Raw genomic sequence first — 25,497 nt, 5'->3', positions numbered from 1 at the left:
CGCGGGGCCCGGTGCCCCGCGTGTGAGGAGCGAACGGCGACTTTGCGTCCGGGTTCCCGCACGGCGCCCGCCCCCTTCGCGCCTCGGCCATCGCCAGACGAGGCGGCCGAGACATCTCTGCAACCATAGCGATAGTAAAGCCGCATTACCGGTTGCAAACCGGCACAACCCTGTTCTACCAGTGGATGCAACCTAGAGTAGGTTATCGACATCCACACACCCGGGAGAGTCCGGGTGCACTTCGCCTTTGGGGGTAGAATGGCAATCATCGATTTTAACGGTTCGGCGTCGCAGACGGTCGCCTTCGCCGATGGCGACGTGCTCAATCTGAACGTGCCGAACGCACAGATCCGCAACGTCACGGAAGGCACCAGCGGCGTCACCATCACGCTCGTCTCCGGCATTTCGCTGACGCTCACCGGCGTCGACTACGCCGATCTCGCTGCAGCCGACGTCAACCTCCTCGACGGCGGCGATTTCACGGTGCTGGCGGGCTCCGACGACGTCGCGAACGCCGGCGACACCGGCGACGTGGTGCTCGGCGGCGACGGCGCGAACACGATCCTGCTGGGCGACGGCGACAATCTCGTCTTCGGCGGCGGCACGCTTTCGGCCTCGACCGACGGCGGCGACGTGATCGTCACTGGCTCGGGCGACGACACGGTCTACGGCAATGGCGGCGACGACGCGATCCGCTCGATCTTCGGCAACGATCTGCTCGCCGGCGGCAGCGGGTCCGACGCCATCGTGGCGGCGCCCGGCGAAGGCGAGACGGCGACGATCTACGGCGGCGGCGGCGTGAGCGATCCGACCGACGGCGACGACTTCATCTTCGTGGGCAACGGCACGGCACCCGCCGAAGGCGACGCGCTGGTCTACGGCAATGGTGGCGACGACGTCATCGTCGTCAATTCGCTCGGCGACAACACGATCTACGGCGGCGCCGGCTCCGACCTCGTCCTCGTCGGCAACGGCGACGCCACCGGCGACAACCTCGTCTACGGCGGCTCGAACGATCCCGCAGGTTCGCCCGGCGACGACCTCGCCGACGGAACCAGCCTAATCCAGATCGCGGTGGCACTCGGCCTCGACATCGGTGCGATCGGCGGCGACATTGAGGACGTTCGCGGAGGCCTGCTGGGTCTGGACGCCGACATCCTGGCCGATCTCAACCTCGGTATCGCTGGGACCGACATCGTCGATCTGACTACAGCCGTCGATGTCGATCTCGAACTTCTGACCGAGAATCTCGTCGGTCTCGACGCGAGCGTGCTGGCCGGCGTCGGCCTGTTTTCGGCGAATGGCGACCTCTTCGAGATCGGCGACGCGCTGCCAACCGATCAGGACGGCCTCATCGCCTTCGTCCAGGCGTTGCCCGATGCGGTCGGGACCAGCTTGGTGGCCGCCATTCTGGCCGAACTCAATCTGACGACGCTGTCGCAGCTGCTCGCCCTACCAGATCCTCTGGGTGCCGTATTTGGGGCACTCGACGACATCGATCCGGCCGTTCTGCTCTCCGCCGGTCTTGCCGTGGTGGCCGGTATCGTCACGGAAGTGACCGTGCTTGCCGAAGCCGATGTCGCCGGGCTGCTCTCCGGTACGGACGGCGCGGACATCCTTGATCTCCTCGACCTCGGCCAGGTCGGCGACGACGTCTTCCCCGTGCTGGACGATGCCGGGCTGCTCGGTGTCCTTCTCGATCTCGACCTCACCGTTCTCGCCGATCTCGGGCTCGGCGTCTTCGACGGGCAGCTGGTCAATCTCGACCTGATCGCGAACCTCGACGTCGGCGGGTTGCTGTCCTCGCTCGGCTTCGAGATCACCGCGACGCTCGCCCTCGGCCTGACGATCGGCGACATCCTCGAAGGCGGCGGTCTCACCGAGTTCCTTCAGGGTCTCGACGTCCTCGTCGTCGAGAGCGACGGCGACAACACCGTCTATGGCGGCACCGGCGTCAATGATCCGTCCGACGGAAGCGACCTGATCCTGGTCGCCGGCGAGGGCGACAATCTCGTCTACGGCAATGGCGGCGACGATTTTATCGCGGTCGGCGGCAGCGGCAGTAACACCGTCTACGGCGGGGCTGGCGACGACGTCATCTTCGTCACCCCGCTGGAAGGCGACGGCGGCGTTCCCACGACCTTGGCCGCGACGCCGGGCGAGTTCGTGAACGACGTGCTGCTGGTCGGCGGCTCGGGCGACGACCAGATCTTCGGCGCGGTCGACGGCGACCTCCTGATCTACGGCGGTTCGGCGATCACCGATCCGACCGACGGCGGCGACCAGATCGGCTTCCAGGCCTCCGGCGACGTGCTCGTCCACGGCAATGGCGGTAACGACGACATCGACGGCAACGCCAACCGCGCGACGATCTATGCCGGCCTCGGCGACGATTCGGTGAACGTGTTCGGCGCTCAAGAAGCCTTCGTCGTCGGCGGCTCCGGCGAGGACGAGCTCTTCGTCGGCACTGACGGAAACGCCACCGTCTACGGCGGCAACGGCGTGACCGACCCGACCGACGACGACGACGACATCGGGGTCTCGGCGTCCGGTTCGGCGCTCGTCTACGGCAATGGCGGCGACGACTTCATCGCCGTCGATGCGGACCGCGCGACGGTCTATGGCGGCGTCGGCAACGACACGATCGAAGTCGGCGACGTCTTCGGATCGGACGGTTCCTTGAGCTCGGGCCTCGTGGTCGGCGGCGACGGCTCCGACGACATAGAAATCTTCGACGGCGGCGACGTGACCGTCTTCGGCGGCAACGGCGAGGTGGACCCGACCGCGGACAACGACGTCATCGACGTGGACGTCGGTGGCCTGGCGGTCGTCTATGGCAATGGCGGCAACGACGACATCTATGTCGAGGCTGGCAGCGCTTCGATCTACGGCGGGCTCGGCGACGACACCATCACCCTCTACACCTATGACGACAACGGCTCGTCCTATGTGCGGGGTGGACCGGGCGCGGACACGATCGAGGTCTATGCCGATGGCGACGTGACCGTCTTCGGCGGCGACATCGTCCTCGACCCGACCGATGGTGCCGACGATATCTATGTTGAACTCGACACGTCCGGCGACGCCGTCATCTACGGCAATGGCGGCAACGATCGGATCGAGCTGGTCTTCGATAGCGAAGGCTCGGCCGGCGGCGGATCGTCGATCTTCGGCGGCTTCGGCGACGACCAGATCACCGTGTTCGGAGACTATGCGGACCGCGGCGTCTCGGTCTTCGGCAACCAGGACGGCGATACGATCGACCTGACGCAGTTCACCGGGAGCGCCACCGTCTTCGGCGGCATCTCGGCGAACGATGCAGGCGACGGAGCGGACCGCATCCTGCTCGGCAGCGGCGACTCGCTGGTCTACGGCAATGGCGGAAACGACACGATCGTCTCCGGCGGCGGCGACACCACGATGATCGGCGGTGTCGGCGCGGATCTCCTCGTCGGCGGCGAAGGCAGCGACACGTTCGTCTTCTCGGCCGGCAGCACCGGCCTGACCGCGGCGGCGCTCGACCGGGTCGAAGCCTTCGATCTCGGCTCCGACGTTCTCGACTTCGGCCTCGCGGCCGGGTCGGCGACGACCTTCGCGGCGGGTACGACGAGCAACACGAGCTATGATGGTGCGTTGAGCGCCGCCAACTCGGCCTTCGCGGCGGCAGAGGGCCCCACCCTCTACAGCTTCCAGGTCGTGGGCCCGGACGGCTACCTCTTCGTCGATGCCGACGCCAACGGCTCGGCGGACAGCGCCATCCTGCTCGCGGGTGTCACGACGCTGACGGCCGACGCCATCATCTGACGCAACGATCTCCGGCGCCCCTGTCGCGGGGCGCCGGGCCTATCGAACAAGGAAGGGGTCCGTCGCGCCTGCGACGGACCCCTTCCTCGTTTCATCAGTCGGCGGAAGTCCATGAGCGCTGACGTCAGCACGGCCCGAACGGATCGCTGGCAGCGAAGACGCTCTCGCCGCACCGCTCACCCGTTGCTTCGCTCGATGCTCTTGGATCGGTCCGCTGCCGCTCTACAGGTGAATATTGCGGACGCAGGCGAAGGCAACGGATCGTCGTGGCAAACCGTGTGGGCAGCCTTGCGGGCGCTCTTGGCAGGCCGCGCGCGTCCGGTTCTCGCAGACGAGGAAACGGAGAGCCGAAGAGAGAAGAGGAGTCGCGACCTTCGAACGAGGCCGGCAGGGGCGAGGAGCGCTTCCGCTCCTCGGCTCGCCTCGAGACGTCTCAGACCTCAATCCAGGCTGGTGGAGATCGAAGCGCACCGACGGCCGCAACCATGCCGAGCCATGCGCTTTGCCGCTTGCAGCGCGCGCCGAGCCCGCACCTCGGGGACGAAGCCGCGGGCGCTCGAGCCGATCATGTCAGTCGGGCTGACCGACCGCGACGTCGAGCATCGCGTAGTCGATCATCGCCGCAACGGCGGGATGATCTCGCTTCAGAAGCGCGTGCGCCATCGACAGCAGGTAGAGCGCACTGCGCTCGTCGACGGACAGGCCGGGCGCATCCGGTCGCGCCAAGTTTGACGTCAGAGGATCGGAGCTCCGTCCTCCCGACCGACGCATGTTCCGCACTTGCTCGATCGCCGTCACAGGATGATCCAAACCCCCGCCATGATCCAACAGCCGAGCGCTGCCAGAAACCAGGCGATCACCGCTTCCGGCCTCGATTCGTCGCCCGACCATTGCACCGACCTTGCCTCCGTTCGATACCGCTGGCACGACGATAGGTTGTGTTGAAGGCCGTTGCAATCACGGGTCTATGCAATTTTTGCGAGCAAACCGTTCAGCGAAGGGCGGTCGTCCGTCTTGACGCCTAGGTTGCGCGTTGGGTCTGCGGCATCTGCTTTGGCACTAACAAAAATAAATTGGTCGCGTGCCCGCCTTATGGGTTTCCGTTCACCATACCAGCCCTTAATTGGTCTAGACCATGAAAGGCATGTGAGCATTATGAAGCAGCGGAAGCAGGTCGGCGCCATCGCCTACCAGGACGACCCGGCGGTCGGCCTTCGCATCCTGCTGGTCACCTCGCGCGAGACGGGCCGCTGGGTCATTCCGAAGGGCTGGCCGATGAAGGCCAAGCGCCCGCATCAGGCCGCCGAGCAGGAAGCGTTCGAGGAAGCGGGGATCGAGGGTCGGATCGCGAAGAAGGCGACCGGCTGCTACCATTACCCCAAGCGCCTTCGCAGCGGCGAGGTGATCGCCTGCCGGGTGAAAGTGTTTGCGATGACGGTCGATCGTCTCGCCGGCACCTGGCCGGAAGCGTTGGAGCGGCGCCGCGAATGGTTCACGCCGGAGGAAGCGGCGAATGCCGTGCAGGAGCCCGAACTCGCCGAACTCCTGCGCTCGCTCCAGAGGCTGATCGAGACGCCCAAGGCGTCGTAAACCTCGACTTGGCAGAAAGGCTCGCCGTCGATGGGCGCGTCGGCGGCATCGGACCTTGGCAACGTCAGCCCGGTTCGGCCGGTCCCTCCCCTTCGATCGACGTGCGCGCCTCCAAGGGCTCCTTCGGCCGGCGGATCGCCGTCATCGCGTCGAGCACCAGCGGGTGGAACCCAGCGGTTTCCCCCCCCTCGTAAGCCGCGAAGAGCTGGCTCCGCATGCGCGGTTCCCAGTAGCTGTTGATGTGGTCGGCAACGCTCGCGGTGTGGCGAGCGCCGTCGGGGTTCGACTGGCAGAAGGTGGCGATCTGGTTCGCCATGCGGATCAGCTTCTCAGGCGGCATCGCTGGCTCCTTCGACATCCAGGGCACCGGCGATCCGGCGGGGATGGGTGAAGATCTCGAACTCGTCGCCGCGCACCACCGCCACCAGAGTGACGCCCGCGCCCCGCGCCGCCTCAATCGCGAGACCGGTGGGCGCCGACACCGCAGCGATCAGGCCGCAGCCCATCACCGCCGCCTTCTGGATGAGTTCAACGGAGACGCGGCTGGTCATCGCCAGAAAGCCCGCGGCCGGGTCGAGCCCGCGCGCTGCCAGATGGCCAGCCACCTTGTCGAGCGCGTTGTGTCGGCCGACGTCCTCGCGCAGCACCACCAACGTCCCGCCGGCGTCGAGAAAGCCCGCGGCATGCACGGCCCGGGTCTCACGTCCGAGATCCTGCCGGCGGGCCATCGCCTGAAGCCCTTCGGTAATCGCTTCGGGGCGAAGCGTCACCCCTGCCCCAACGAGCGGCAGAGTGCGCGAGGCCAGTTCCAGGCTTTCGACGCCGCAGAGGCCGCAGCCGACCGGCCCGGTCATCTGCCGTCGGCGCGCCACATAGGACGCCGCGCGCTCCGGCGTCAGCCAGATCCGGCAGTCGAGGCCGAGCTCGGCGTCCTCGACGTCGATCCGCTCGATCTCGCCGGGCGTGGCGACGATGCGCTCGCTAAGGGCTAGGCCGAGCGCGAGATCCTCGAGGTGATCGGGCGTCGCCATCATCACCGCATGGGTCGAGCCGTTCACCGAGATCGCGACCGCGACCTCGGCCGGCACCCGCCGGGTGCCCGCCGCGAACCGCCCGCCGCGAAAGACGAGGCTCGTCGCCTCGCCGGAAATGGGACGCGCCACGCCGCTATTCCGCCGCGTCGAGCACGGGCGCGATCTGCCGGCTCTCCTCGGAGAGTTCGCGATACTCCTCCTGCCAGTCGGTCGGGCCGTTGGAGGGCGAGATCTGCACCGCCGTCACCTTGTATTCCGGGCAGTTGGTGGCCCAGTCCGAGAAGTCGGTGGTGATGACGTTGGCCTGCGTCGCCGGATGGTGGAAGGTCGTGTAGACGACGCCCGGTGCTACTCGGTCGGTGATCTTGGCCCGCAGCGAGGTGGAGCCGGCGCGGCTGTCGAGCTTCACCCAGTCGCGCTCGCGAATGCCGCGCATCTCGGCGTCGTGCGGATGGATCTCAAGGAGATCTTCCTCGTGCCACGCGACGTTGGCGGTGCGCCGCGTCTGCGCGCCCACATTGTACTGCGAGAGGATCCGCCCGGTGGTGAGGAGCAGCGGGAAGCGCGGCCCGGTGCGCTCGTCCGTCGCCACGTATTCGGTGATGACGAACTTGCCCTTGCCGCGCATGAAGGCGCCGATATGCATGATCGGCGTGCCCTCGGGATGCGCCTCGTTGCAGGGCCACTGCACCGAGCCCTTCTCCTCCAGAAGCGGGTAGCTGACCCCCGCGAAGCTCGGCGTCGTCGCCGCGACCTCGGCCATGATCTCGGAGGGGTGCGAATAGTGCATGTCCATGCCCAGCGCGTGCGCCAGAAGCTGCGTCACCTCCCAGTCGGCATAGCCGTTCTTCGGGCTCATGACGCGGCGCACGCGGTTGATGCGCCGCTCGGCATTGGTGAAGGTGCCGTCCTTTTCGAGGAAGGTCGAGCCCGGCAGGAAGACGGTGGCGTAGTTCGCGGTCTCGTTGAGGAAGAGATCCTGCACGATCAGGCATTCGAGCGCCGCCAGGCCCGCCGAGACGTGTTTGGTGTCGGGATCGGACTGGAGGATGTCTTCGCCCTGCACGTAGAGCCCCTTGAAGGTGCCCTCCACCGCCGCGTCGAACATGTTGGGAATGCGCAGCCCCGGCTCCTCGTCGAGCTTGACGCCCCAGAGGCTCTCGAAGGTCTCGCGCACCTCGTCGCGGCTGATGTGCCGGTAGCCCGGCAGCTCGTGCGGGAAGGAGCCCATGTCGCAGGAGCCTTGCACGTTGTTCTGGCCGCGCAGCGGGTTCACGCCGACGCCGCGCCGGCCGATATTGCCGGTGGCCATGGCGAGATTGGCGATCGCCATCACGCTGGTGGAGCCCTGGGAGTGCTCGGTGACGCCGAGCCCATAGTAGATCGCGCCGTTGCCCCCCGTCGCGTAGAGCCGCGCGGCGGCGCGAACGTCCATCGCGGGCACGCCGGTGACGCTCTCCACCGCTTCCGGCGAGCGGGCGGGATCGGAGACGAAGGTCGCCCAGTCCTGGAACTCGGCCCAGTCGCAACGCTCTCGCACGAAGGCCTCGTCCATCAGCCCCTCGGTGACGACGACATGGGCGAGCGCCGTCAGCATCGCGACGTTGGTGCCGGGGCGCAGCGGCAGATGGTAGTCGGCCTCGACATGCGGCGTCTTCACGAGATCGATGCGGCGCGGGTCGATGACGATGAGCCGGGCGCCCTGGCGCAGGCGCTTCTTCATGCGCGAGGCGAAGACCGGATGGCCGTCGGTCGGGTTGGCGCCGATGACGAGGATGACGTCGCTGTCCTCGACGCTGTCGAAATCCTGCGTGCCCGCCGAGGTGCCGTAGGTGGTGGAGAGGCCGTAGCCGGTGGGCGAGTGGCAGACGCGGGCGCAGGTGTCGATGTTGTTGTTGCCGAAGCCGGCGCGCACCATCTTCTGGACGAGGTAGACCTCCTCGTTGGTGCAGCGCGACGAGGAGATGGCGCCGATCGAGCCGCGCCCGTATTTCGCCTGGATGCCGCGCAGCTTGGCGGCCGCGAAGGCGATGGCCTCCTCGTAGGAGACCTCCTGCCAGGGCTGCAGGTAGTGGTCGCGGATCATCGGTTTGAGGATGCGGTCCTTGTGCGTGGCATAGCCGAGCGCGAAGCGACCCTTGACGCAGGAATGGCCGCGATTGGCCTTGCCGTCCTTGTAGGGCACCATGCGGATCAGCTCTTCGCCGCGCATCTCGGCCTTGAACGAGCAGCCGACGCCGCAATAGGCGCAGGTCGTCACCAGCGAGTGCTCGGGCAGGCCGATTTCGACGACAGACTTCTCTTCCAGCGTCGCGGTCGGGCAGGCCTGCACGCAGGCGCCGCAGGAGACGCATTCGGAGGAGAAGAAGTCGTCGGAGCCGAGCCCCGCCGAGACCTTCGAGTCGAAGCCGCGCCCGGCGATCGTCAGCGCGAAGGTGCCCTGCACCTCCTCGCAGGCCCGCACGCAGCGCGAGCAGACGATGCATTTCGAGGCGTCGAACTGGAAGTACGGGTTCGAGACGTCCTTGGCCTGTCCGAGATGGTTCTCGCCCTCGTATCCATAGCGCACGTCGCGAAGGCCGACGGCGCCGGCCTGCGTCTGCAATTCGCAGTCGCCGTTGGCCGCGCAGGTCAGACAGTCCAGCGGATGGTCGGAGATGTAGAGCTCCATCACGCCCTTGCGAATGCGCTTGAGGCGATCGGTCTGCGTCGAGACCTTCATGCCCTCGGCCGCAAGCGTCGTGCAGGAGGCCGGCGTGCCTCGCATGCCCTCGACCTCGACCACGCAGAGCCGGCAGGAGCCGAAGGCGTCGAGCATGTCGGTGGCGCAGAGCTTCGGCACACCGATGCCGGCCTCCATTGCCGCGCGCATCAGCGAGGTGCCCTCCCGCACGGTGACGGCGCGCCCGTCCACACTGATCGTGACGAGCTTTTCCGTCCGAGATTTCGGCGTGCCGTAGTCGGTTTCCTGGATGAGCGACATGACGGTGCTCCTACTCCGCGGCTTCGCGCAGGGGCGCGGCACGGAAATCTTCGGGGAAATGTGTGAGCGCGCTCATGACCGGATAGGGCGTGAAACCGCCGAGCGCGCAGAGCGAGCCGAACTTCATCGTGTTGCAGAGATCCTCGACCAGCTCGAGATGCTCGCCGACTCGCTCGCCGGCAATCACCTTGTCCATCGTCTCCAGCCCGCGCACCGCGCCGACGCGGCAGGGCGTGCACTTGCCGCAGCTCTCGATCGCGCAGAACTCGAAGGCGAAGCGGGCCTGGGCGGCCATGTCGACGCTGTCGTCGAAGACGACGATGCCGGCATGGCCGATCAGCCCGTCGCGCGCGGCGAAGGCCTCGTAGTCGAACACCGTGTCGAAGAGCGCGCGGGGAAAGTAAGCGCCGAGCGGGCCGCCGACCTGCACGGCGCGCACGGCGCGCCCGGTGCGCGTGCCGCCGCCGATCCCGTCCACGATCTCACCAAGCGTCAACCCAAAGGGCGCCTCGAACAGGCCGCCCCGGGCGACGTTGCCTGCGATCTGGATCGGGATCGTGCCGCGCGAGCGCCCGGTTCCGAGCGCTTGATAGGTCGACGCACCCGCACGCAGGATCTCCGGCACGCTCGCCAGCGTCACCACGTTGTTGATTACGGTGGGCTTGCCGAAGAGACCCTTGTGCGCGGGCAGCGGCGGCTTGGCGCGCACCTGCCCCCGCTTGCCTTCGAGGCTTTCGAGCAGCGAGGTCTCCTCGCCGCAGACATAGGCGCCGGCGCCGACGCGCACCTCGATGTCGAAGGCCCGCCACGAGCCCATCACCGACGCGCCGAGCACGCCGTCTGCCCTCGCCCGCCGAACCGCCTCGTTCATCACGCGGATCGCCACCGGATATTCCGAGCGCAGGTACACGAAGCCCTTGGTCGCGCCCGTGGCGACGCCGGCGATCGCCATGCCCTCGATCAGGCAGAACGGGTCGCCTTCCATGATCATCCGGTCGGCGAAGGTGCCGCTGTCGCCCTCGTCGGCATTGGCGACGATGTACTTGCGGTCGGCCGCGGCCTCGGTGACCGTCTTCCATTTGATGCCGGTCGGAAACCCCGCCCCGCCGCGGCCGCGCAGGCCCGACTGCGTGACCTCCGCGACGACGCCGCCGGCTTCCATCGCCAGCGCGCGCGCGAGGCCCTCGAAGCCGCCGTGGCGGCGATAATCGGCGAGCGAGAGCGGATCGGTGAGCCCGCAGCGTCGGAAGGTGACGCGGGTCTGGGCTTTGAGGAAGGGATGCGCCTCGGGGTCGCCGATGCGCTTGGGATGATCGTCGCCGTGCAGGAACCCAGCGTCGAGCAGCGCCGCGACTTCGCCCGGCTCGATCGGGCCATAGGCGATGCGCTGGCCGAGAACCTCCACCTCCACGAGCGGCTCGAGCCATGCCATGCCGCGCGAACCGTTGCGCACGATCTCGACATCGTGACCGCGGGTCGCGGCGAGTTGCGCGAGTTCTTCAGTGATCTCGTCGGCGCCGCAGGCCACGGCGAAGCTGTCGAGTGGAACGAAGACGCGGATCATAGCCGCGCCTCTTCGGCGAGCGCGGCGACCTTGGCCTCGTCGAGCCGGGCGACGATGCGCCCGTCGAGCATGGCGGAGGGGCCGATCGCGCAGAGGCCGAGACAGTAGCAGGCCTCCAGCGACACCTGCCCGTCGCGCGTCGTTTCGCCGAAGCGCACGCCGAGCGCGGCCTCGAAGGCCGCCGCGACACGGTCGCTGCCATTGGCCTGGCAAGCTTCGGCGCGGCAGACCTTCAGGCTGCGGCGGGCCGTCGGCTCCGCGTGGAAGTCGTGGTAGAAGGAGACGACGCCGTGCACCTCGGCACGCGAAAGGTTGAGCGCCGCCGAGACGGTGCGCACGGCCTCTTCGCCGACGAAGCCGAAGCGGGCCTGCAGCGCGTGGAGGATCGGCAGGAGGGGGCCTTCGAGATGCCGGAGGCCGGCGACGATCGCCTCGGCCTCCTCGCGATCGTAGCCTGTGGCGCGAACCATGGCCGGCTCCTCCCGTTTGAAATCGTTCCAAACAGTAGAGCGAGCTTTTCACCCGCGATCAATCGCCCTTTCCGCGTGCTGCGATAGAGATCGTCTATCGCGCAAACGTGTGCGATGCGGCGAAGGCGAAGAACGAGGCCGGCAGAAACGGACGCGGCTCGCGCGATGCCACGACGAGGCCGAGCGTGCGCACCGGCCCGCCCGATCCGAGGGGAACCACGGTGAAGTCGGACCCGAGCCCCAGCGCATCGGCCATGCCCTCCGGCAGGATCGTCGCGCAACCGCCGGCCCGCACATGGGCGATCAGGGTGATCATCGAGTTGGTCTCCATCACAGGCGCGACCCGGATGCCGAGCGCGGTGAAGCTTTCGTCGAGGATGCGGCGGTTCTGCATGCTGGGATCGAGCAGCGCGATCGGGATCGTCGCCAGCTCGCTCCAGTCCACGGTGGCGCTCCCCGCCAGCGGCCCGTCGGGCCGAGTGAGCAGGCAATAGCGTTCGTCCAGAAGCGCATGATGGGCAAAGCCGACCACGGCCTCGTGCGTCAGGTAGGTGATGCCGACGTCGGCGTCGAAGTGCCGGACGGCCTCGAGCACCTCGGCGCCGGTGCGGCTGCCGATCTCGAGCGTGACGCCGGGATGGGCGGTGAGAAAGGGAACCGTCAGACGTGGCAGCCAGCTCAGGGCCGTCGGCACGGCGACGATGCGCAGCCGACCGCCGACCGTCGCCTTCGCCGCGTCGAGTTCGATCTCCAAGCTGCGCACATCGTCGAGGATCCGCCGTGCCCAGACGAGAACCCGCTCGCCCTCCGGGGTGAGGCTCTTGAAGCGCGCGCCGCGATCGACGAGCGTCGCGCCGAAGCGCTCCTCCAGCTGCTTGAGGCCGGCCGACAGCGTCGGCTGAGTCACGCCGAGGCTGAGGGCGGCCTTGCCGAAATGGCGCTCGCGCGCGAGCGCCACGAGATATTCGAGCTTGTCGAGCATGGGGGTTCGGTCGCGGCCGCCTCCGAGGAGACGGCGCCGGCCCGCGATCGGACCCGGCACCGTCCTTTCTGGAACGCGGTCTGCGCGAAGACGATCCCGCGTGGTTCGGCCCCGCGTGGGCCGGCGTCGAACCTACTGGGCCGGCGCGGGCGACACGCTCGCCGCCGGGGCGCTCGAAGCGGGCGCCTCGATGCCGGCGGGTAGCGGCGGGTGCCGCGAGTCCTCGACGGCGAACGGGATGTATTCGCCGAGCGGCGGATAGACCTGAACGAGACCCTTCAGCACCATCTCCACCGCCACGAAGAGGATCACGGCAAGGCCGACATAGGCGATCCAGCGATGGCGGTTGAGAAGCTTGGCGATGAAGTTCGCGGCAAGCGCCATGAGCGCGATGGACAGGAGGAGACCGAAGGCGAGAAGCGACCAATGGTGCCCTTCGGCCGCGCCGGCGACGGCGATCACGTTGTCGAGCGACATCGAGACGTCGGCGAGGATGATCTGCAGCGTCGCCTGGCCCAAGGTCTTGCGCGGGGCGCCAACCTTCGTGCCGTCGATCGCGTCCTCCGCGGCTTCGTGGCCACCGGCCCGCAGCTCCGACCACATCTTCCAGCACACCCAGAGCAGCAGCAAGCCGCCCGCGAGAAGCAGGCCGAAGATGCCGAGAAGCTGCGTCGCGACGAGGGTGAAGGCGATGCGCAGGCCCGTGGCCGCTGCGATGCCCCAGAAGATGGCCTTGGTGCGCTGGTCCTTCGGCAGGCCGGCGACGGCCAGCCCGATGACGATGGCGTTGTCGCCGGCGAGGACGACATCCATGATGATGATCTGGCCGAGCGCCAGCCACCCTTCCGGCGTGAGAAGTTCGAACATGAGGGGCCTTTCCGACCGTGAACGGAGACGTACGTTCCCGGGTCGAGACCACCGCTGCGGCGACTTGCGCCGGCGGACGGGCATCTCGGCACGGCAAACCCGTGCGGGGAATCGTCCGCCAGTCCGACATCGCAGCCCGGAGGCTGCCAGAGGGGCCCGGCCTGGCGAGGCAGGCCTTAAGACGGATCACGCAAACTTTCAACCGGCGTGATGGATGAATTTGTCCGTTGAAACGACACCGGCCGGGCGATACCGCAGGGCAACCTTTCCGCCATCCGGGAAACCCAGAATGTCCGACCCCACCCTGACCCAGCTCGGGCAAGATGCCCGTCCCGCCGCCTCGCCCGACGAGGCCCGGCTGGAAACCGTGCCCTACGCCCGGCGCGAAGGGCCGCCGGCCATCGTGCGCTTCACGGCGCCCGAGTTCACCTCGCTCTGCCCCGTCACCGGCCAGCCCGACTTCGCCCACATCGTCATCGACTATGCGCCCGACGAGCGACTGGTAGAGTCGAAGTCGCTGAAGCTCTTTCTCACCAGCTTCCGCAACCACGGCGCCTTTCACGAGGACTGCACGGTGGAGATCGCGCGCCGCGTGGTGGAAGCGACACGCCCGCTCTGGCTGCGCATCGGCGGCTACTGGTATCCGCGCGGCGGCATCCCGATCGACGTGTTCTGGCAGACGGGCGCCCCGCCCGAGGGCGTGTTCCTGCCCGACCAGGGCGTGCCGCCCTATCGCGGCCGCGGCTGAGGGCGAACGGTGCGTCGCCGTTGATCGCGGGCCCGCTCCCCTCTAAACGCTGGGGGGCGTCCAGGGGGAGTGGCATGGAACTCGACAGCATCGAAGAGGCGGTCCGCGCGATCGCCGCCGGCGAACTCGTGGTGGTGGTCGACGACACCGACCGCGAGAACGAGGGCGACCTGATCATGGCCGCGTCGAAGGCGACGCCCGAGACCATGGCCTTCATGATCCGCCACACGAGCGGCATCCTCTGCGTGCCGATGACGGGCGAACGCGCCGACCAGCTCAACCTGCCGCCGATGGTGGCCAACAATCTCGATCCGATGCGCACCGCCTTCACCGTGTCGGTGGACTACAAGGTGGGCATGACCACGGGCATCGCGGCCGACGAGCGGGCCAACACCGCCCGTGCGCTCGCCAACGGCAACGCGGTGGGGCGCGACTTCATCCGCCCCGGCCATATGTTTCCGCTCATTGCCCGCGAGGGCGGCGTGCTCACCCGCTCGGGCCACACCGAGGCCGGCATCGATCTCGCCAAGCTCGCCGGGCTGGAGCCCGCCGGCGTCCTGGCCGAGGTGGTGAACGACGACGGCACCGTGAAGCGCCTGCCGGAGCTCGTCGCCTTCGCGCGAGAGCACGGGCTGAAGATCGTCTCGATCGAGGATCTCATCTCCTACCGGATCCGGCGCGAGAGCTTCGTCTCCTGCGTGCGCGAGGAGGCGATGGCGATCGGCGGCATGAACGGGCGCATCCGCATCTACCAGACGCCGTTCGACGCCATCCAGCACGTCGTGGCGATCTTCGGCGACGTGCGCGGCGCCGAGAAGGTGCCGACGCGCATCCACCGCGAGCAGCCGGTGACCGATCTCTTCGGGCGCACGCGCGACGCCAAGACCTGGATCGAGATCGCCGTCGACCGGATCCGCGCCGACGGGCACGGCATCCTCATGCTGCTGCGCACCGCGCAGGTGGACGACTTCGAGGCTGCCGAGACCGCCACCGCGATCGAGCCGAATGCGGACGGCGTCGCCGACGGCGAGCGCCATGCGAGCGCCAAGGCGAGAAACCAGCGCTGGCGCGAGGTCGGGATCGGCGCGCAGATCCTGCGCGATCTCGGCGTCCGCTCGATCTCGGTGATGGCGACGCACGAGCGAGACTATGTCGGCCTCACCGGTTTCGGCATCCAGGTGGCCGGCACCATCTTCGTGGAGGACTGAGGGTCGCGCCCGGCGACCGTCGTACATTCCAACATCCTGGCGGGCGCCGCTGCGAGGTCGGCCCCGCGTCGCACGTTCGATCCTCCCTTCGCGCGGAGACCGCCATGAGCTCGACCCCCTCCCCCGCCAGCGCCGACGCCCAGCTCCATGTCGGCGCGGTGCAACTCGTGGTGCGCGATCTCGAACGCGTCGCCGCGTTCTACCAAAGCGTCATCGGGCTGAGCGATCTCGGCCGCGAGGGCGCGAGCCTGCGTCTCGGGGTCGGGGCGAACGTGCTTCTCGAGCTGCAGCACGACCCCGCGGCGACGCCCGCCGACCCCCGCAGCGCCGGGCTCTTCCACACCGCCTTCCTCCTGCCGACGCGGCGCGATCTCGCCCGCTGGGTCCGGCATGTCGCGCAAGGGCGCGTCGCCCTCCAGGGCGCGTCCGACCACGGCGTCAGCGAGGCGTTCTACCTCGCCGATCCCGAGGGCAACGGGATCGAAGTCTATGCCGACCGCCCGACCGGGGCCTGGCCGCGACGGAACGGGGCGATCGAGATGGGCACCGAGCGCCTCGACGTCGACGACCTGCTGGCCGCCGGCGACGAGCAGCCCTATGCCGGCGCGTCAGACGAGACGGTGGTCGGGCACATCCACCTGCAGGTCGGCTCGGTGGACACGGCCGAGGCGTTCTACCGCTCGGTTCTCGGCTTCGAGACCATGGTGCGCCTGCCCGCGGCGTCGTTCCTCGCAACCGGCGGCTATCACCATCACGTTGCGGCGAACGTCTGGAACAGCCGAGGTGCCGGGCCGAAGCCAGCTGGCACCACGGGCCTTCGCGCCTTCGAGCTTCTGGCGCGGGACGAGGAGGCTTGGCGGGCGACCGAGAGCTGGATTCTCTCGTCCGGCCACACGGCGGTGCGCTCGAACGAGACGCTTCTCGTCACCGATCCCTATGGCATCGGCATCGCCGTCCGCCGAGCGTGAGCGCGCACCGGACCGTCCTTCACCGATACTGGCTCGCCATCACCTGAACGACCGCCGGGCCGATGACGATGGCGAAGAGGGCGGGAATGAAGAAGAGGATCATCGGCACGGTGAGCTTGGGCGGCAGCGCGGCGGCCTTGGCCTCGGCGGCGGCCATGCGGATGTCTCGGCTTTCCTGCGCCATGGTCCGCAGCGCCGCGCCGAGCGGCGTTCCGTAGCGCTCGGCCTGGATGAGCGCGGTGCCGACCGAGCGGACGGCTTCGAGGCCAGTGCGCGAGACGAGGTTCTCGTAGGCCTGCTTGCGCTCGGGAAGATAGGAGAGTTCGGCGCAGACGAGCACGAGTTCCTCGGCCAGCGGAATCGACTGGACGCCGATCTCGTCGGCGACCCGGCGAAAGCCCGCCTCGATCGCATTGCCGGATTCGACGCAGATCAGCAGCAGGTCGAGCGCGTCCGGCCAGGCCCGCGTGATCGACTGCGAGCGCTTCTTCGAGGCGTTGGAAACGAAGATGTTGGGCGCGTAGAAGCCGAGATAGGCGACGGCGATGCAGACGAAGACGCGCAGCATCATCGACTTCTCGGCCATCAGGCCAATGCCGAAGATGTAGAAGGCGGCGAGGATGCCGAAGACGAACGGCAGGACGGCGCGGCAGAAGAGGAAGAGCGTGAGGGCGCGATGCGTCCGGAAGCCGGCGATGCGCAGCTTGGCGAGCGTGGCGTCGTCGACGAGCGCCTTGCGCAGGTCGAGCTTCTCCACGACCTTGGCCGCGAAGGAGCGATCGACCTCCTGCCGCAGCCCCTTGCGGCCGGCGTCCTTGTCGCTCGACATGCGGGCGCGGGCCTGCGCGCGCACTTGGTCGCGTTCGAGCGCCACCGCCTTCATACGTGTCTTCAGTTCGCGCCCGCCCAGCAACGGAAGCGCGATGGTCAGGAACGTGGCGAAGACCGCGATGCCGACGAGAATGCCGAGAACCGCATGGCTTGACAGTCCCACTGCGCGAAACAGAAAGTCCATGTCCCGGCGAGCCTTTGCTTTCAGAAGTCGAAGGTGATCATTTGGCGCATGACGAAGATGCCGGTCGCCATCATGCCGACCGCGCCGCCCAGGATCAGGTTGCCCAGCGACTCGGTGAAGAGAAGCGAGATGTAGTCGGGCGAGGTCAGGTAGACGAGGAAGCCGACGATCACCGGAAGCGAACCGATGATGTAGGCGGACGCCTTGGCCTCCATCGACATGGCCTTGATCTTGTCCTTCATCCGGCGCCGTTCGCGCAGCACCTTCGACAGGTTCGACAGCGCCTCGCCGAGATTGCCGCCGGACTGGCTCTGGATCGAGACCACGATGGCGAAGAAGTTCGTCTCGGGCAGCGGCATGTTCTCGTTCAGGCGCTGCACCGCCTCGGAGACCGACATGCCCATCTGCTGCGCCTCCACCACGCGTGCGAACTCGGAGCGCACGGGTTCGGGCGTTTCGTGGGCGATCATCCGCAGCGTGTCGTTGAGCGGAAGACCGGAGCGGATGCCGCGAACCACCACGTCGATCGCATTGGCGAACTCGAGCACGAACTTCGCTTGGCGACGCTTGCGAAGGAACGACAGGACCCAGCGCGGCACGCCGAGGCCGCAGATCACGGCAAAGGCCAGCGCGAACAGCGGCGAGAGACCGACGACGAGCACGACGAGACCGGCGGCCAGACCCAGCGCCACCGAAACGATCACGAAGCCCCGGAGCGTGCCGTCGAGGCCGGCCTGCTGGAGCCGGCGCTCGATCGAGACATGCGCGGCCTTGCGACCCCGTTCGCGCGCCTTTTCCTCGAGCTCCGTGAGCGAAGACTGCAGCGACTTGCGGCGCTTGGCGACCTCGTTCAGCCGGTCTCGCGCGACCTGGCGCATCGCCGCGTCGGTCTCGCTCGCGCGATACTGGGCGAGGCGGTTCTTGGCGGTCTTGTCCCGCTGGAAGCGTGGCTCCAGGATTCCGTAGGCGAGCGCCGCCATCGCGAGCGTCGAGAGGAAGACGAGGGCGGCGACGATCATGCCGCCTCGCCCGCGCCGGCATCGGCGGCATCGAGCGCGCGGGCGAGCCGCTGCTCCTCGTTGAAGTAGCGGGCGCGGTCCCACATCGCAGGGCGGCCGATGCCGGTGGACCGATGACGCCCGAGAAGGCGGCCACGCGAATCCTCGCCGAGAATGTCGTAGACGAAAAGATCCTGCGTGATGATCACGTCGCCTTCCATGCCCAGCACCTCGGTGATGTGCGTGATCCGGCGCGAACCGTCGCGCAGGCGCGCCGCCTGGATGATGATGTCGATCGATCCCACGATGATCTCCTTCACCGTGCGCGCCGGCAGCGTGAAGCCGCCCATGGCGATCATCGCCTCGATGCGGTTGAGGCATTCGCGCGGCGAGTTGGAGTGGATCGTGCCCATCGAGCCGTCGTGGCCGGTGTTCATGGCCTGCAGCAGATCGAACACCTCGGGGCCGCGCACCTCGCCGACGATGATGCGTTCGGGACGCATGCGCAGGCAGTTCTTCACGAGATCGCGCATGGTGATCTCGCCCTCGCCCTCGATGTTCGGGGGCCGCGTCTCCAGGCGCACGACGTGGGGCTGCTGGAGCTGGAGTTCGGCCGAGTCCTCGCAGGTGATGATGCGCTCGTCCTCGTCGATGTAGCGCGTCAGGCAGTTGAGAAGCGTCGTCTTGCCCGAGCCCGTGCCGCCGGAAATCACGACGTTGCAGCGCACCCGGCCGATGATCTCGAGGATCGTGGCGCCTTCGGGCGAGATGGCGCCGAACTGCACGAGTTGGGGAAGGGTCAGCTTGTCCTTCTTGAACTTGCGGATCGTCAGGATGGTGCCGTCGATGGCGAGCGGCGGTGCGATGACGTTGACGCGCGATCCGTCGGGAAGGCGCGCGTCGCAGATCGGCGAGGATTCGTCGACGCGCCGGCCGACCTGGCTGACGATGCGCTGGCAGATGTTGAGCAGCTGCTGGTTGTCGCGGAACCGCACGCCGGCGTCGATCACCTTGCCGTCGACTTCGATGAAGGTCTGCTTGGCGCCGTTCACCATGATGTCGGCGATGTCGTCGCGCACGAGCAGCGGCTCGAGCGGGCCGTAGCCGAGAACGTCGTTGCAGATGTCGGCGAGCAGATCCTCCTGCTCGGCGATCGTCATCGCGAAGTTCTTGATCGCGATGATGTCGTTGACGATGTCGCGGATCTCCTCGCGCGCCGACTCGGCGTCGAGCCGGGCGAGCTGCGAGAGGTCGATCGTGTCGATCAGCGCGGCGAAGACCTTGCTCTTGGTCTCGTAGTAGCTGTCGGGCCGAGAGCGCGATGGCGCGGCCGCCGGCTCCTCGCGTGCCGGCGCGGCCCGCGCCGGCACGGGGGCTGGAGTCGAGGAGGTCGACGCCGGCCGAAGCGCAACCGCCGGCTGGAGCGTCTTGGCGACCTGAAGTGCGCCGTCGTTGCCGCGTTTACCGAACATCGAAACCCGACCTCGTGTTGGACGATGGGACCGCCGCGTCAGCGGCGGCGGATGCGGGCCAGAAGCCCACCCTTGGCGGACTTGGCGGCGCGAGCGCCCTGCCCCTTGGTGCTGCTGCGCCCGGTGAGGGCGTAGGCGATCTCCGCGAAGGCCGCATTGGCGACATGCTTGGCATCGGTCTCGCCCATCATCCGGCCGGTGTTGGCCGCCATGCCGAAGGGCAGCGGATCGAAGGCGATCGTCGTCAGGACCTCGATGCCGAGCGGCTCGACGAATTCGCCCACCGCGATCTCGGGCCGCTTGGTCATCCCGACCTGGTTGAGCACGAGGCGCGGCGGCGGATCGTTCGGCCGAGCCTTGCGCAGCGTGTCCACGAGGTTCTTGGTGTTGCGCAGGTTCGCCAGATCCGGCGTCGCGGTGATCACCACCTCGTCGGCGCGCTGCAGCACCGAGCGGGTCCAGTCGTTCCAAACGTGCGGCACGTCGAGCACCACGGCCGGAGTGCCGCGCCGCGCCGCCTCGATGAGCGCCGAGAAGGCCTCCGTCTCGAAGTCGTAGGTCCGGTCGAGGGCCGAGGGAGCTGCGAGGAGCGAGAGGTGGTCGGCGCAGCGTGCGAGCAGGCGGTCGAGGAAGACGTCGTCCAGGCGATCGGCCGAGAACACGGCTTCGGCGATACCCTGCGCGGGATCCTTGTCGAAGTTCATGTTCGCGGTGCCGAAAGGCAGATCGAGATCGGCCAGCACGACGTCGGTGGAGAAGAGCTTCGAGATCGACCAGGCGACGTTGTGGGCGATGGTCGACGATCCGACGCCGCCCTTGGCGCCGATGAAGGCCATCGAGCGCCCCAGCGGCTCGACGCCCTCGGCCACGAAGAGCTGCGAGACGATGGCGATGATGTCGGCCAGATGCACCGGCGCCAGCATGTATTCCGAGATGCCGCGGCGCGTCAGTTCGCGATAGAGCGACACGTCGTTGTAGTGCCCGATGATCACCACCTTCGAGCCGGGGTCGCAGACGTCGGCCAGCATCTCCAGTTCTTCGAGGAGCTCGGCCGGCGGGTACTTGGATTCGAGGATCACCAGATTGGGCGTCGGCGCGCTGGCGAAATGCTCGGCGGCGGCACGGATGCCGCCGGTGTTGACGTGGACATGCGCCTTCAGCATGCGCCGGTCGGCGGCCGCGGCCGAGATCGCGGCGCTGACCTCCGCGGTCTCGCAGAAGGCCTGAACCGAGATGCGCGGGATCGGCCGCAGCTCGTCGAGCCGCTCGCGCATCGTCGTCTCACTCGGACGATAGGAGGCTTCGGTCTCGGAATCCAAGGGGGTCTCCATCCTACCAGTCATAGGTCGACTCGGTTCTCGAGCGGTCCGAAGCGGTGGTTTGACCGGCTCGGTAGCGGCCGATGACGTTGGTGCGGCGCTCGGCGTCGATCTCGCTCATGCCGCGCGGTCCCAGAAGATCGCGCGGGTCGGCGATCTGGGCGGCGAGGTTGCTCTGCGAGGCGCAGCCGAAATTGTGGTAGTTGCGGTTCTGCGCGGTGTCGCCGAGATCCTCCGGCCAGCGACCGCAGGGCTCGACCTCGGCCACCACGGCGTTGAACGACAGACGCACCGGCGGCGTGTCGGCCATCGGACCGGGATCGTAGGGGCTGACGATGACCCGCGAACGCGCGACGCCGAGCCGGCCGAGCGAGCGCACGACATTGTCGGCGACGAGGCGCGCGGCGGCGCCGTTGAGCGAGCCCTGCGGAAGCTGCACGCGGATCACCGCGGCGCGCGAGGCTCGGAAGCGGTTGGCGAACTCCTCGACGCGGGTCTGGTCGGCGAGCGTCAGCCGCGTGTCGGCGGACGAGACGAAGAGGTCGAGATCGCGCGTCGCCTCGCGCACCACGATCGGGTGGCGCGTGCGGTAGTCGTCGGGGATGGCGCCGACGCTGCCGTCCTGCAGGTTGGCGCAGCCCTGGAGGGCCGCGAGGCCGGCGAGGATGCCAACGAGCGGGAGGCCGCGAAGGACGGGGCGAAGGGCGAGCGCGCTCATTTGTAGATATACCCGACGGTGCCGTGGAAGCGGCCAGGAGGAGGAGCGGTCTCGGCGGCGCCGTAGACGCGGTTGATGCGACCGAGGAAGTTGCCGGCGCCGTCCGCCGTGAAGTTCAGATTGTCGTCCGGCCGCGCCAGCGCCTGGCGCGCCACCGGCCGCACGAGATAGGGCGTGACGATGACGACGAGTTCGGTCTCGTAGCGCTGGAAGTCGCGAGAGCGGAAGAGCGTGCCGAGGATCGGCAGCTTGGCGAGGCCCGGCAGGCCCGAGATCACCTGGCGCATCTCGTCGCGCACGAGACCGGCGATCACCAGCGAGCCGCCGGACGGCAGTTCAACGGTGGTGTCGGCGAGGCGCTTGCGGATGCCGATGAGGTTCATGCCGGGCGCGACGCCCTTGGGCACGTTGAACGGCGTCTCGAACGTCGGCTCGGAGACGCTGGTGCGGATCTTCAGGCTGATGCGGCCGGGCGAAAGAACCACCGGCGTGAAGTCGAGGCCGATGCCGTAGTCGATTTCCTTGGAATCATAGTTCACGCTGGCCGGGTTCGTGTCAAAACCGATGATGTTACCATCAGCATTGCGAATTGGCGTTCGTCGAGCCGGGGTCTCGGCCTTGCCGCTGGCGACGTTGAACTGGCCGCCGACCTTGAACGAGGCGCTTTCGCCGGAGATCGCCGTGAGGCTCGGCTCGGCCAGCGTGCGCATGACGCCCGCCTGTTCGAGCGCGCGCAGCTGCCCGGAGATGCCGTTGAGATCCCCCGAACCCGACAGGTTGGAGAAGTCGGCGCCCGCTTCCGCGATCGCCTTGCCGAGGCCGAAGGGATTGTCGGTGGCCGCCGCGAAGGCGACGCCGTCGATCGAGCCCTTCACGACGCCGTCGAGACCGAGCTGCTTGACCACGGAGCGCTGCACCTCGGCGACCGTGACCTTGAGCGTCACCTGATCCTCACCCTGGATCTGCAACAGGTTGACGATCCGGCTCTGGCGCACCTCCGGCGAGATTTGCGACACGTCGCCAAAGGCAACGCCTCCTCCCCCGCTTGACGAGGCACCAGACGAGGCCGACTGGATGTACTGGCCCGACGTCGCTTCGCCGCCAGTCACGAAGATCGCCGCAAGATCCTCCGCGCGCTTGGCATCCTGCGCGTTCTCCACCGTACCGGTGAGGATGACGTTGTCGTTGAGCATCTCGGCGCGCACCTCGGCGGTCGGGATGTACTTGCGGATGGTGGACGCGAGATTGGCGATATCGCGCTCGATCTTCAGGTCCAGCACCGCGATCTCGCGGCCGGCCGCATCGAAGACGAAGATGTTCGTCTGCCCGATCCGCTTGCCGAAGATGTAGATCCGGCGAGCCGTGCGCGTCACAGCGTCGGCCACTGCCGGGTTGGCGACGATGATGTCGTGGGCGTCGCGTGGGAGGTCGATGACCTTCGACTTACTGAGCCCGAGCGCGATCGTCTGGTTCGACCGGTTGACAGCGATGACGGAGCTTTCCGCGAAAGCGGGAAGCGGGGCAACATTGCATGCCAAGGTGACGGTGGCGAGGCTCGTCTGGAGAAGACGCCGTGCGATCGGGAACCGCCGGTCGGTGGAGGTGCGAAGGGCCATCCGTCAGTTCCTCGTCGTGATGTCGGTGGTCTTGCCGTAACGCACGAGACGGACCACGCCCTTCTGGGGCGCCCGTTCCTGCTCGAGCAGAAAGGCTGCATAGCCCGGCGTTCCCGGGATCGAGTCCGACAGCGAGCGCAGCGAGAGCACGAGCTTGTCGGACATCTGCTGGGCCGCGGTGAGAGCTTCGGCCTGCCTTGGATCCACCTCGAGTGTGGCCGTCGATCCGACAACAACGCGCTCGCCGTCCTTTTCCTCGACGGTCTGGTCGATCGCGAGGACGCGAAGATTCTTCAGGACGGTCTCGGTCTCGAGGCTCGGCGGCATGTCCTTTTCGGTGGACGGCCGCTGGCGGCTCATGATCACGTCGACATGGTCGTTCGGCAGGATGAAGCCGCCGGCGGAGGTCTCGGCGGAAATCTGCACCGCGATAGCGCGCTTGCCCTCGGGCAGGATCGCCGACATGAAGCCGCGATCGCTCTTGATCAGCTTGGCCTCGCGGATCGGCTCGCCGGAAAAGAAGCTCTGCCGTGCGATCGAACCCTTGAGGTCCTCGATCGCCTGAGCATGCTGGTCGCGGCGCACGAGCGTAGCGGACGCGCCGTCTTCGGGCCATTTCATCCAGTCGAGCGCGCCATCGACGCGCGATCCCATCGGAATGTCCTTGGCGGCGACGAGCACTTCGATGAGCTTGATCGGGGGCTCGACCGGCTGGGCGTTGATGATGATTGGCCCCTCGGGAGCCGGCGCCGACAAGACGAACGCGAGGAAGCTGGCCCCGGCAGCCGAAGCCGCTGCAACTCCGAAGATTGCCAGCCTTGCCACATTCATCGCTTCGACCCCCAAGAGGACGGCCCGTCTGGAGCCGATGAAGCGTTATGAACGGCAAACTCTCAAGACATGGTTAATGAAGCGCGAAGACCTTGCAGGACATAGGCCGCCGAGGTCAGCTTCCGCCCAACAACGCTCGCAGCGGAATCGACCAGTCGGCTTCGAGAAACACCACCATCCCCGCCGCGCCGAGGGCAACGCCGTAGGGTATTCCGCTCGCGCGGTCGAGAAGCCGATCGGCCGACGCAAAGCCCGTGGTCGGACTCAGCACGAGGCGCACCACGAGGAGAAGCGCGGTTAGAATTCCCCCGAAGATTGAGGCGAGGACGGTGTAGCGCATGAGGTCTGGGCCAGGCCCAAGCCAGAGTGCCGTGGCGGCGACGAGCTTGGCATCGCCGCCGCCCATCCACCCCGCGGAAAAGAAACCGAAGGTGATCGCGAGAGCGGCCAAGCCTACCACGAGATGCAAGCCGATGGCGGGGGCGCTCCAGCCGGACAAGAGGGCGAACGCCAGAAACCCTGCGCCGAGTGCGGCGACGAGGCGGTTGGGGATCGTCATGGTCGCAAGGTCGGTCGCCGCGGCGGCCAGCATCGCGAAAGGAAAAATCGACAATAGGAGTGACGTCACGAATTCAGCCCTCTGCGTGGGGGCGTACCAGAGCGCGGCTCAGTGCGCGCCGCTGGTCGGGGCCGAACTGACCGCGGTACCGAGGGCTTCGAACCTGGCGCCGAGGGCCGTACCGAGTGAACCGGCACCAGCGACAATGACGAAGCCGATCAGCGTCGCGAGCAGACAATACTCGATGGCTGTCGCTCCCGACTCGTTGCGGATCATCCGTTGGATGCGATGGATCATGAGATGCCTCCGAACGGATGTCGACCGGGATCGGGCGAGACGTCGAACAAGCTCGCCCGATCATCGAGGACGCGACGGTACTAGTGGGCTGCCGCCGGCGCGGGTGTTCCCTGGATGGTGGTGGCGATCGTGCTGAACTTCGTGTTCAGGTTGCTGCCAACGCTTGTCGCGCCGGCGATGATGGCCACGCCGATCAGCGCGGCGAGCAGGCCGTACTCGATGGCGGTCGCGCCGGATTCGTTCTTGTGAAAGCGCGAGAGAAGCTTGAGCATGAGGAGGACCTTCGATGGGTGTTTCCGATCCCCGACGATCGTCAGTCCGTCGCCGTTCGGATGACCAAGGTTTATCCGGCCGCGATTGCCATCCGCTTAAAAGACTAGATTACCAAACCCTAAAACGGCGTCCGCGCATTCGCCCGGCGAGCCGAAGGCTTCGTTAAGCACCCTTTAAACAT

General features: G+C 67.6%; 23 protein-coding genes. 5 read left to right on the top strand and 18 right to left on the bottom strand.

Going from position 1 to position 25,497, the window contains the following annotated elements:
- The first annotated feature begins 258 nt into the window (after positions 1–258).
- Positions 259–3,804: a beta strand repeat-containing protein gene (locus GGR04_RS11325; protein ID WP_183200006.1), complete on the top strand. Its 3,546-nt coding sequence runs from the start codon at positions 259–261 to the stop codon at positions 3,802–3,804.
- A 570-nt stretch (positions 3,805–4,374) separates the two neighbouring features.
- Here GGR04_RS11325 and GGR04_RS11320 read toward each other — a convergent pair.
- Entirely contained in the window at positions 4,375–4,530 is a 156-nt protein-coding gene (locus GGR04_RS11320; protein ID WP_183200005.1) for a hypothetical protein, read from the bottom strand.
- Between the two features lie 429 nt (positions 4,531–4,959).
- Between GGR04_RS11320 and GGR04_RS11315 the strand changes: the two genes are divergently transcribed.
- Positions 4,960–5,394, top strand: a complete 435-nt coding sequence (locus tag GGR04_RS11315; protein WP_183200004.1) for an NUDIX hydrolase — start codon at positions 4,960–4,962, stop codon at positions 5,392–5,394.
- A gap of 64 nt (positions 5,395–5,458) precedes the next feature.
- Here GGR04_RS11315 and GGR04_RS11310 read toward each other — a convergent pair whose 3' ends face one another.
- The 7 genes from GGR04_RS11310 to GGR04_RS11280 form a co-directional block, all read right to left on the bottom strand.
- On the bottom strand, positions 5,459–5,734 hold the full coding sequence (locus GGR04_RS11310; RefSeq protein WP_183200003.1) for a formate dehydrogenase subunit delta: 276 nt from the start codon (positions 5,732–5,734) through the stop codon (positions 5,459–5,461).
- Complete coding sequence (fdhD, locus tag GGR04_RS11305) at positions 5,724–6,557, bottom strand: formate dehydrogenase accessory sulfurtransferase FdhD (RefSeq protein ID WP_312857440.1); 834 nt, start codon at positions 6,555–6,557, stop codon at positions 5,724–5,726. The genes GGR04_RS11310 and fdhD overlap by 11 nt, the downstream gene beginning before the upstream one ends.
- 4 nt (positions 6,558–6,561) lie before the next feature.
- Positions 6,562–9,411 (bottom strand): formate dehydrogenase subunit alpha, encoded by a 2,850-nt coding sequence (gene fdhF, locus GGR04_RS11300; RefSeq protein ID WP_183200002.1) that lies wholly within the window; start codon positions 9,409–9,411, stop codon positions 6,562–6,564.
- A gap of 10 nt (positions 9,412–9,421) precedes the next feature.
- The gene (locus tag GGR04_RS11295; protein ID WP_183200000.1) at positions 9,422–10,975 is read right to left on the bottom strand and encodes a formate dehydrogenase beta subunit; all 1,554 of its coding nucleotides are present in this window, start codon (positions 10,973–10,975) and stop codon (positions 9,422–9,424) included.
- The gene (locus GGR04_RS11290) at positions 10,972–11,445 is read right to left on the bottom strand and encodes a formate dehydrogenase subunit gamma (protein ID WP_183199998.1); all 474 of its coding nucleotides are present in this window, start codon (positions 11,443–11,445) and stop codon (positions 10,972–10,974) included. Before GGR04_RS11290 ends, GGR04_RS11295 begins: the two co-directional genes overlap by 4 nt.
- Before the next feature lie 94 nt (positions 11,446–11,539).
- Entirely contained in the window at positions 11,540–12,427 is an 888-nt protein-coding gene (locus GGR04_RS11285; RefSeq protein WP_183199996.1) for a LysR family transcriptional regulator, read from the bottom strand.
- Positions 12,428–12,559: 132 nt separating this feature from the next.
- Complete coding sequence (locus tag GGR04_RS11280) at positions 12,560–13,294, bottom strand: TerC family protein (protein WP_183199994.1); 735 nt, start codon at positions 13,292–13,294, stop codon at positions 12,560–12,562.
- 289 nt (positions 13,295–13,583) lie between these two features.
- On the opposite strand from GGR04_RS11280, the gene queF reads away from it, so the two are divergent.
- From queF to GGR04_RS11265, 3 genes are all read left to right on the top strand, one after another.
- On the top strand, positions 13,584–14,042 hold the full coding sequence (gene queF / locus GGR04_RS11275; RefSeq protein WP_183199992.1) for a preQ(1) synthase: 459 nt from the start codon (positions 13,584–13,586) through the stop codon (positions 14,040–14,042).
- Positions 14,043–14,116: 74 nt separating this feature from the next.
- On the top strand, positions 14,117–15,250 hold the full coding sequence (gene ribB, locus GGR04_RS11270) for a 3,4-dihydroxy-2-butanone-4-phosphate synthase (protein ID WP_183199991.1): 1,134 nt from the start codon (positions 14,117–14,119) through the stop codon (positions 15,248–15,250).
- A gap of 104 nt (positions 15,251–15,354) precedes the next feature.
- Complete coding sequence (locus GGR04_RS11265; protein ID WP_183199990.1) at positions 15,355–16,218, top strand: VOC family protein; 864 nt, start codon at positions 15,355–15,357, stop codon at positions 16,216–16,218.
- A 19-nt stretch (positions 16,219–16,237) separates the two neighbouring features.
- On the opposite strand, the gene GGR04_RS11260 is transcribed toward GGR04_RS11265, so the two are convergent.
- The 10 genes from GGR04_RS11260 to GGR04_RS11215 form a co-directional block, all read right to left on the bottom strand.
- The gene (locus tag GGR04_RS11260; RefSeq protein ID WP_183199988.1) at positions 16,238–17,233 is read right to left on the bottom strand and encodes a type II secretion system F family protein; all 996 of its coding nucleotides are present in this window, start codon (positions 17,231–17,233) and stop codon (positions 16,238–16,240) included.
- A gap of 20 nt (positions 17,234–17,253) precedes the next feature.
- The gene (locus tag GGR04_RS11255; RefSeq protein WP_183199987.1) at positions 17,254–18,252 is read right to left on the bottom strand and encodes a type II secretion system F family protein; all 999 of its coding nucleotides are present in this window, start codon (positions 18,250–18,252) and stop codon (positions 17,254–17,256) included.
- Entirely contained in the window at positions 18,249–19,703 is a 1,455-nt protein-coding gene (locus tag GGR04_RS11250; protein ID WP_183199985.1) for a TadA family conjugal transfer-associated ATPase, read from the bottom strand. The genes GGR04_RS11255 and GGR04_RS11250 overlap by 4 nt, the downstream gene beginning before the upstream one ends.
- 38 nt (positions 19,704–19,741) lie before the next feature.
- Positions 19,742–20,977, bottom strand: coding sequence for a CpaE/TadZ family protein (locus tag GGR04_RS11245; RefSeq protein ID WP_246393126.1), 1,236 nt, complete (start codon positions 20,975–20,977; stop codon positions 19,742–19,744).
- A gap of 58 nt (positions 20,978–21,035) precedes the next feature.
- Positions 21,036–21,740 (bottom strand): CpaD family pilus assembly protein, encoded by a 705-nt coding sequence (locus GGR04_RS11240; RefSeq protein ID WP_183199983.1) that lies wholly within the window; start codon positions 21,738–21,740, stop codon positions 21,036–21,038.
- Positions 21,737–23,356, bottom strand: a complete 1,620-nt coding sequence (locus GGR04_RS11235) for a type II and III secretion system protein family protein (protein WP_183199982.1) — start codon at positions 23,354–23,356, stop codon at positions 21,737–21,739. Before GGR04_RS11235 ends, GGR04_RS11240 begins: the two co-directional genes overlap by 4 nt.
- A 3-nt stretch (positions 23,357–23,359) precedes the next feature.
- Positions 23,360–24,187 carry a Flp pilus assembly protein CpaB gene (gene cpaB / locus GGR04_RS11230; RefSeq protein ID WP_183199981.1) on the bottom strand — a complete coding sequence of 276 codons (828 nt, stop codon included), beginning with the start codon at positions 24,185–24,187 and terminating at the stop codon, positions 23,360–23,362.
- Between the two features lie 115 nt (positions 24,188–24,302).
- Positions 24,303–24,815 (bottom strand): A24 family peptidase, encoded by a 513-nt coding sequence (locus GGR04_RS11225; protein WP_183199980.1) that lies wholly within the window; start codon positions 24,813–24,815, stop codon positions 24,303–24,305.
- A gap of 39 nt (positions 24,816–24,854) precedes the next feature.
- Positions 24,855–25,043 carry a Flp family type IVb pilin gene (locus GGR04_RS11220; protein WP_183199978.1) on the bottom strand — a complete coding sequence of 63 codons (189 nt, stop codon included), beginning with the start codon at positions 25,041–25,043 and terminating at the stop codon, positions 24,855–24,857.
- An 80-nt stretch (positions 25,044–25,123) separates the two neighbouring features.
- Entirely contained in the window at positions 25,124–25,315 is a 192-nt protein-coding gene (locus GGR04_RS11215; protein WP_183199977.1) for a Flp family type IVb pilin, read from the bottom strand.
- Between the last annotated feature and the right edge of the window lie 182 nt (positions 25,316–25,497).

The sequence above is a fragment of the Aureimonas pseudogalii genome (assembly GCF_014196835.1).
In the GTDB taxonomy this organism is placed as follows: domain Bacteria; phylum Pseudomonadota; class Alphaproteobacteria; order Rhizobiales; family Rhizobiaceae; genus Aureimonas; species Aureimonas pseudogalii.
The sequence above is the reverse complement of the archived record's forward strand: the minus strand, read 5'-3'. Positions and strand labels throughout refer to the sequence as shown.

Coding starts and splice junctions, on each gene's coding strand:
- GGR04_RS11215 (WP_183199977.1), bottom strand. CDS start 25,315: ATGCTCAAGCTTCTCTCGCGCTTTCACAAGAACGAATCCGGCGCGACC.
- GGR04_RS11290 (WP_183199998.1), bottom strand. CDS start 11,445: ATGGTTCGCGCCACAGGCTACGATCGCGAGGAGGCCGAGGCGATCGTC.
- GGR04_RS11220 (WP_183199978.1), bottom strand. CDS start 25,043: ATGATCCATCGCATCCAACGGATGATCCGCAACGAGTCGGGAGCGACA.
- GGR04_RS11285 (WP_183199996.1), bottom strand. CDS start 12,427: ATGCTCGACAAGCTCGAATATCTCGTGGCGCTCGCGCGCGAGCGCCAT.
- GGR04_RS11315 (WP_183200004.1), top strand. CDS start 4,960: ATGAAGCAGCGGAAGCAGGTCGGCGCCATCGCCTACCAGGACGACCCG.
- GGR04_RS11310 (WP_183200003.1), bottom strand. CDS start 5,734: ATGCCGCCTGAGAAGCTGATCCGCATGGCGAACCAGATCGCCACCTTC.
- GGR04_RS11240 (WP_183199983.1), bottom strand. CDS start 21,740: ATGAGCGCGCTCGCCCTTCGCCCCGTCCTTCGCGGCCTCCCGCTCGTT.
- GGR04_RS11280 (WP_183199994.1), bottom strand. CDS start 13,294: ATGTTCGAACTTCTCACGCCGGAAGGGTGGCTGGCGCTCGGCCAGATC.
- GGR04_RS11325 (WP_183200006.1), top strand. CDS start 259: ATGGCAATCATCGATTTTAACGGTTCGGCGTCGCAGACGGTCGCCTTC.
- queF (WP_183199992.1), top strand. CDS start 13,584: ATGTCCGACCCCACCCTGACCCAGCTCGGGCAAGATGCCCGTCCCGCC.
- GGR04_RS11235 (WP_183199982.1), bottom strand. CDS start 23,356: ATGGCCCTTCGCACCTCCACCGACCGGCGGTTCCCGATCGCACGGCGT.
- GGR04_RS11295 (WP_183200000.1), bottom strand. CDS start 10,975: ATGATCCGCGTCTTCGTTCCACTCGACAGCTTCGCCGTGGCCTGCGGC.
- ribB (WP_183199991.1), top strand. CDS start 14,117: ATGGAACTCGACAGCATCGAAGAGGCGGTCCGCGCGATCGCCGCCGGC.
- GGR04_RS11260 (WP_183199988.1), bottom strand. CDS start 17,233: ATGGACTTTCTGTTTCGCGCAGTGGGACTGTCAAGCCATGCGGTTCTC.
- cpaB (WP_183199981.1), bottom strand. CDS start 24,187: ATGAATGTGGCAAGGCTGGCAATCTTCGGAGTTGCAGCGGCTTCGGCT.
- GGR04_RS11265 (WP_183199990.1), top strand. CDS start 15,355: ATGAGCTCGACCCCCTCCCCCGCCAGCGCCGACGCCCAGCTCCATGTC.
- fdhF (WP_183200002.1), bottom strand. CDS start 9,411: ATGTCGCTCATCCAGGAAACCGACTACGGCACGCCGAAATCTCGGACG.
- GGR04_RS11245 (WP_246393126.1), bottom strand. CDS start 20,977: ATGCGCGAGCGGCTCGACGAGCTGCGGCCGATCCCGCGCATCTCGGTT.
- GGR04_RS11255 (WP_183199987.1), bottom strand. CDS start 18,252: ATGATCGTCGCCGCCCTCGTCTTCCTCTCGACGCTCGCGATGGCGGCG.
- GGR04_RS11250 (WP_183199985.1), bottom strand. CDS start 19,703: ATGTTCGGTAAACGCGGCAACGACGGCGCACTTCAGGTCGCCAAGACG.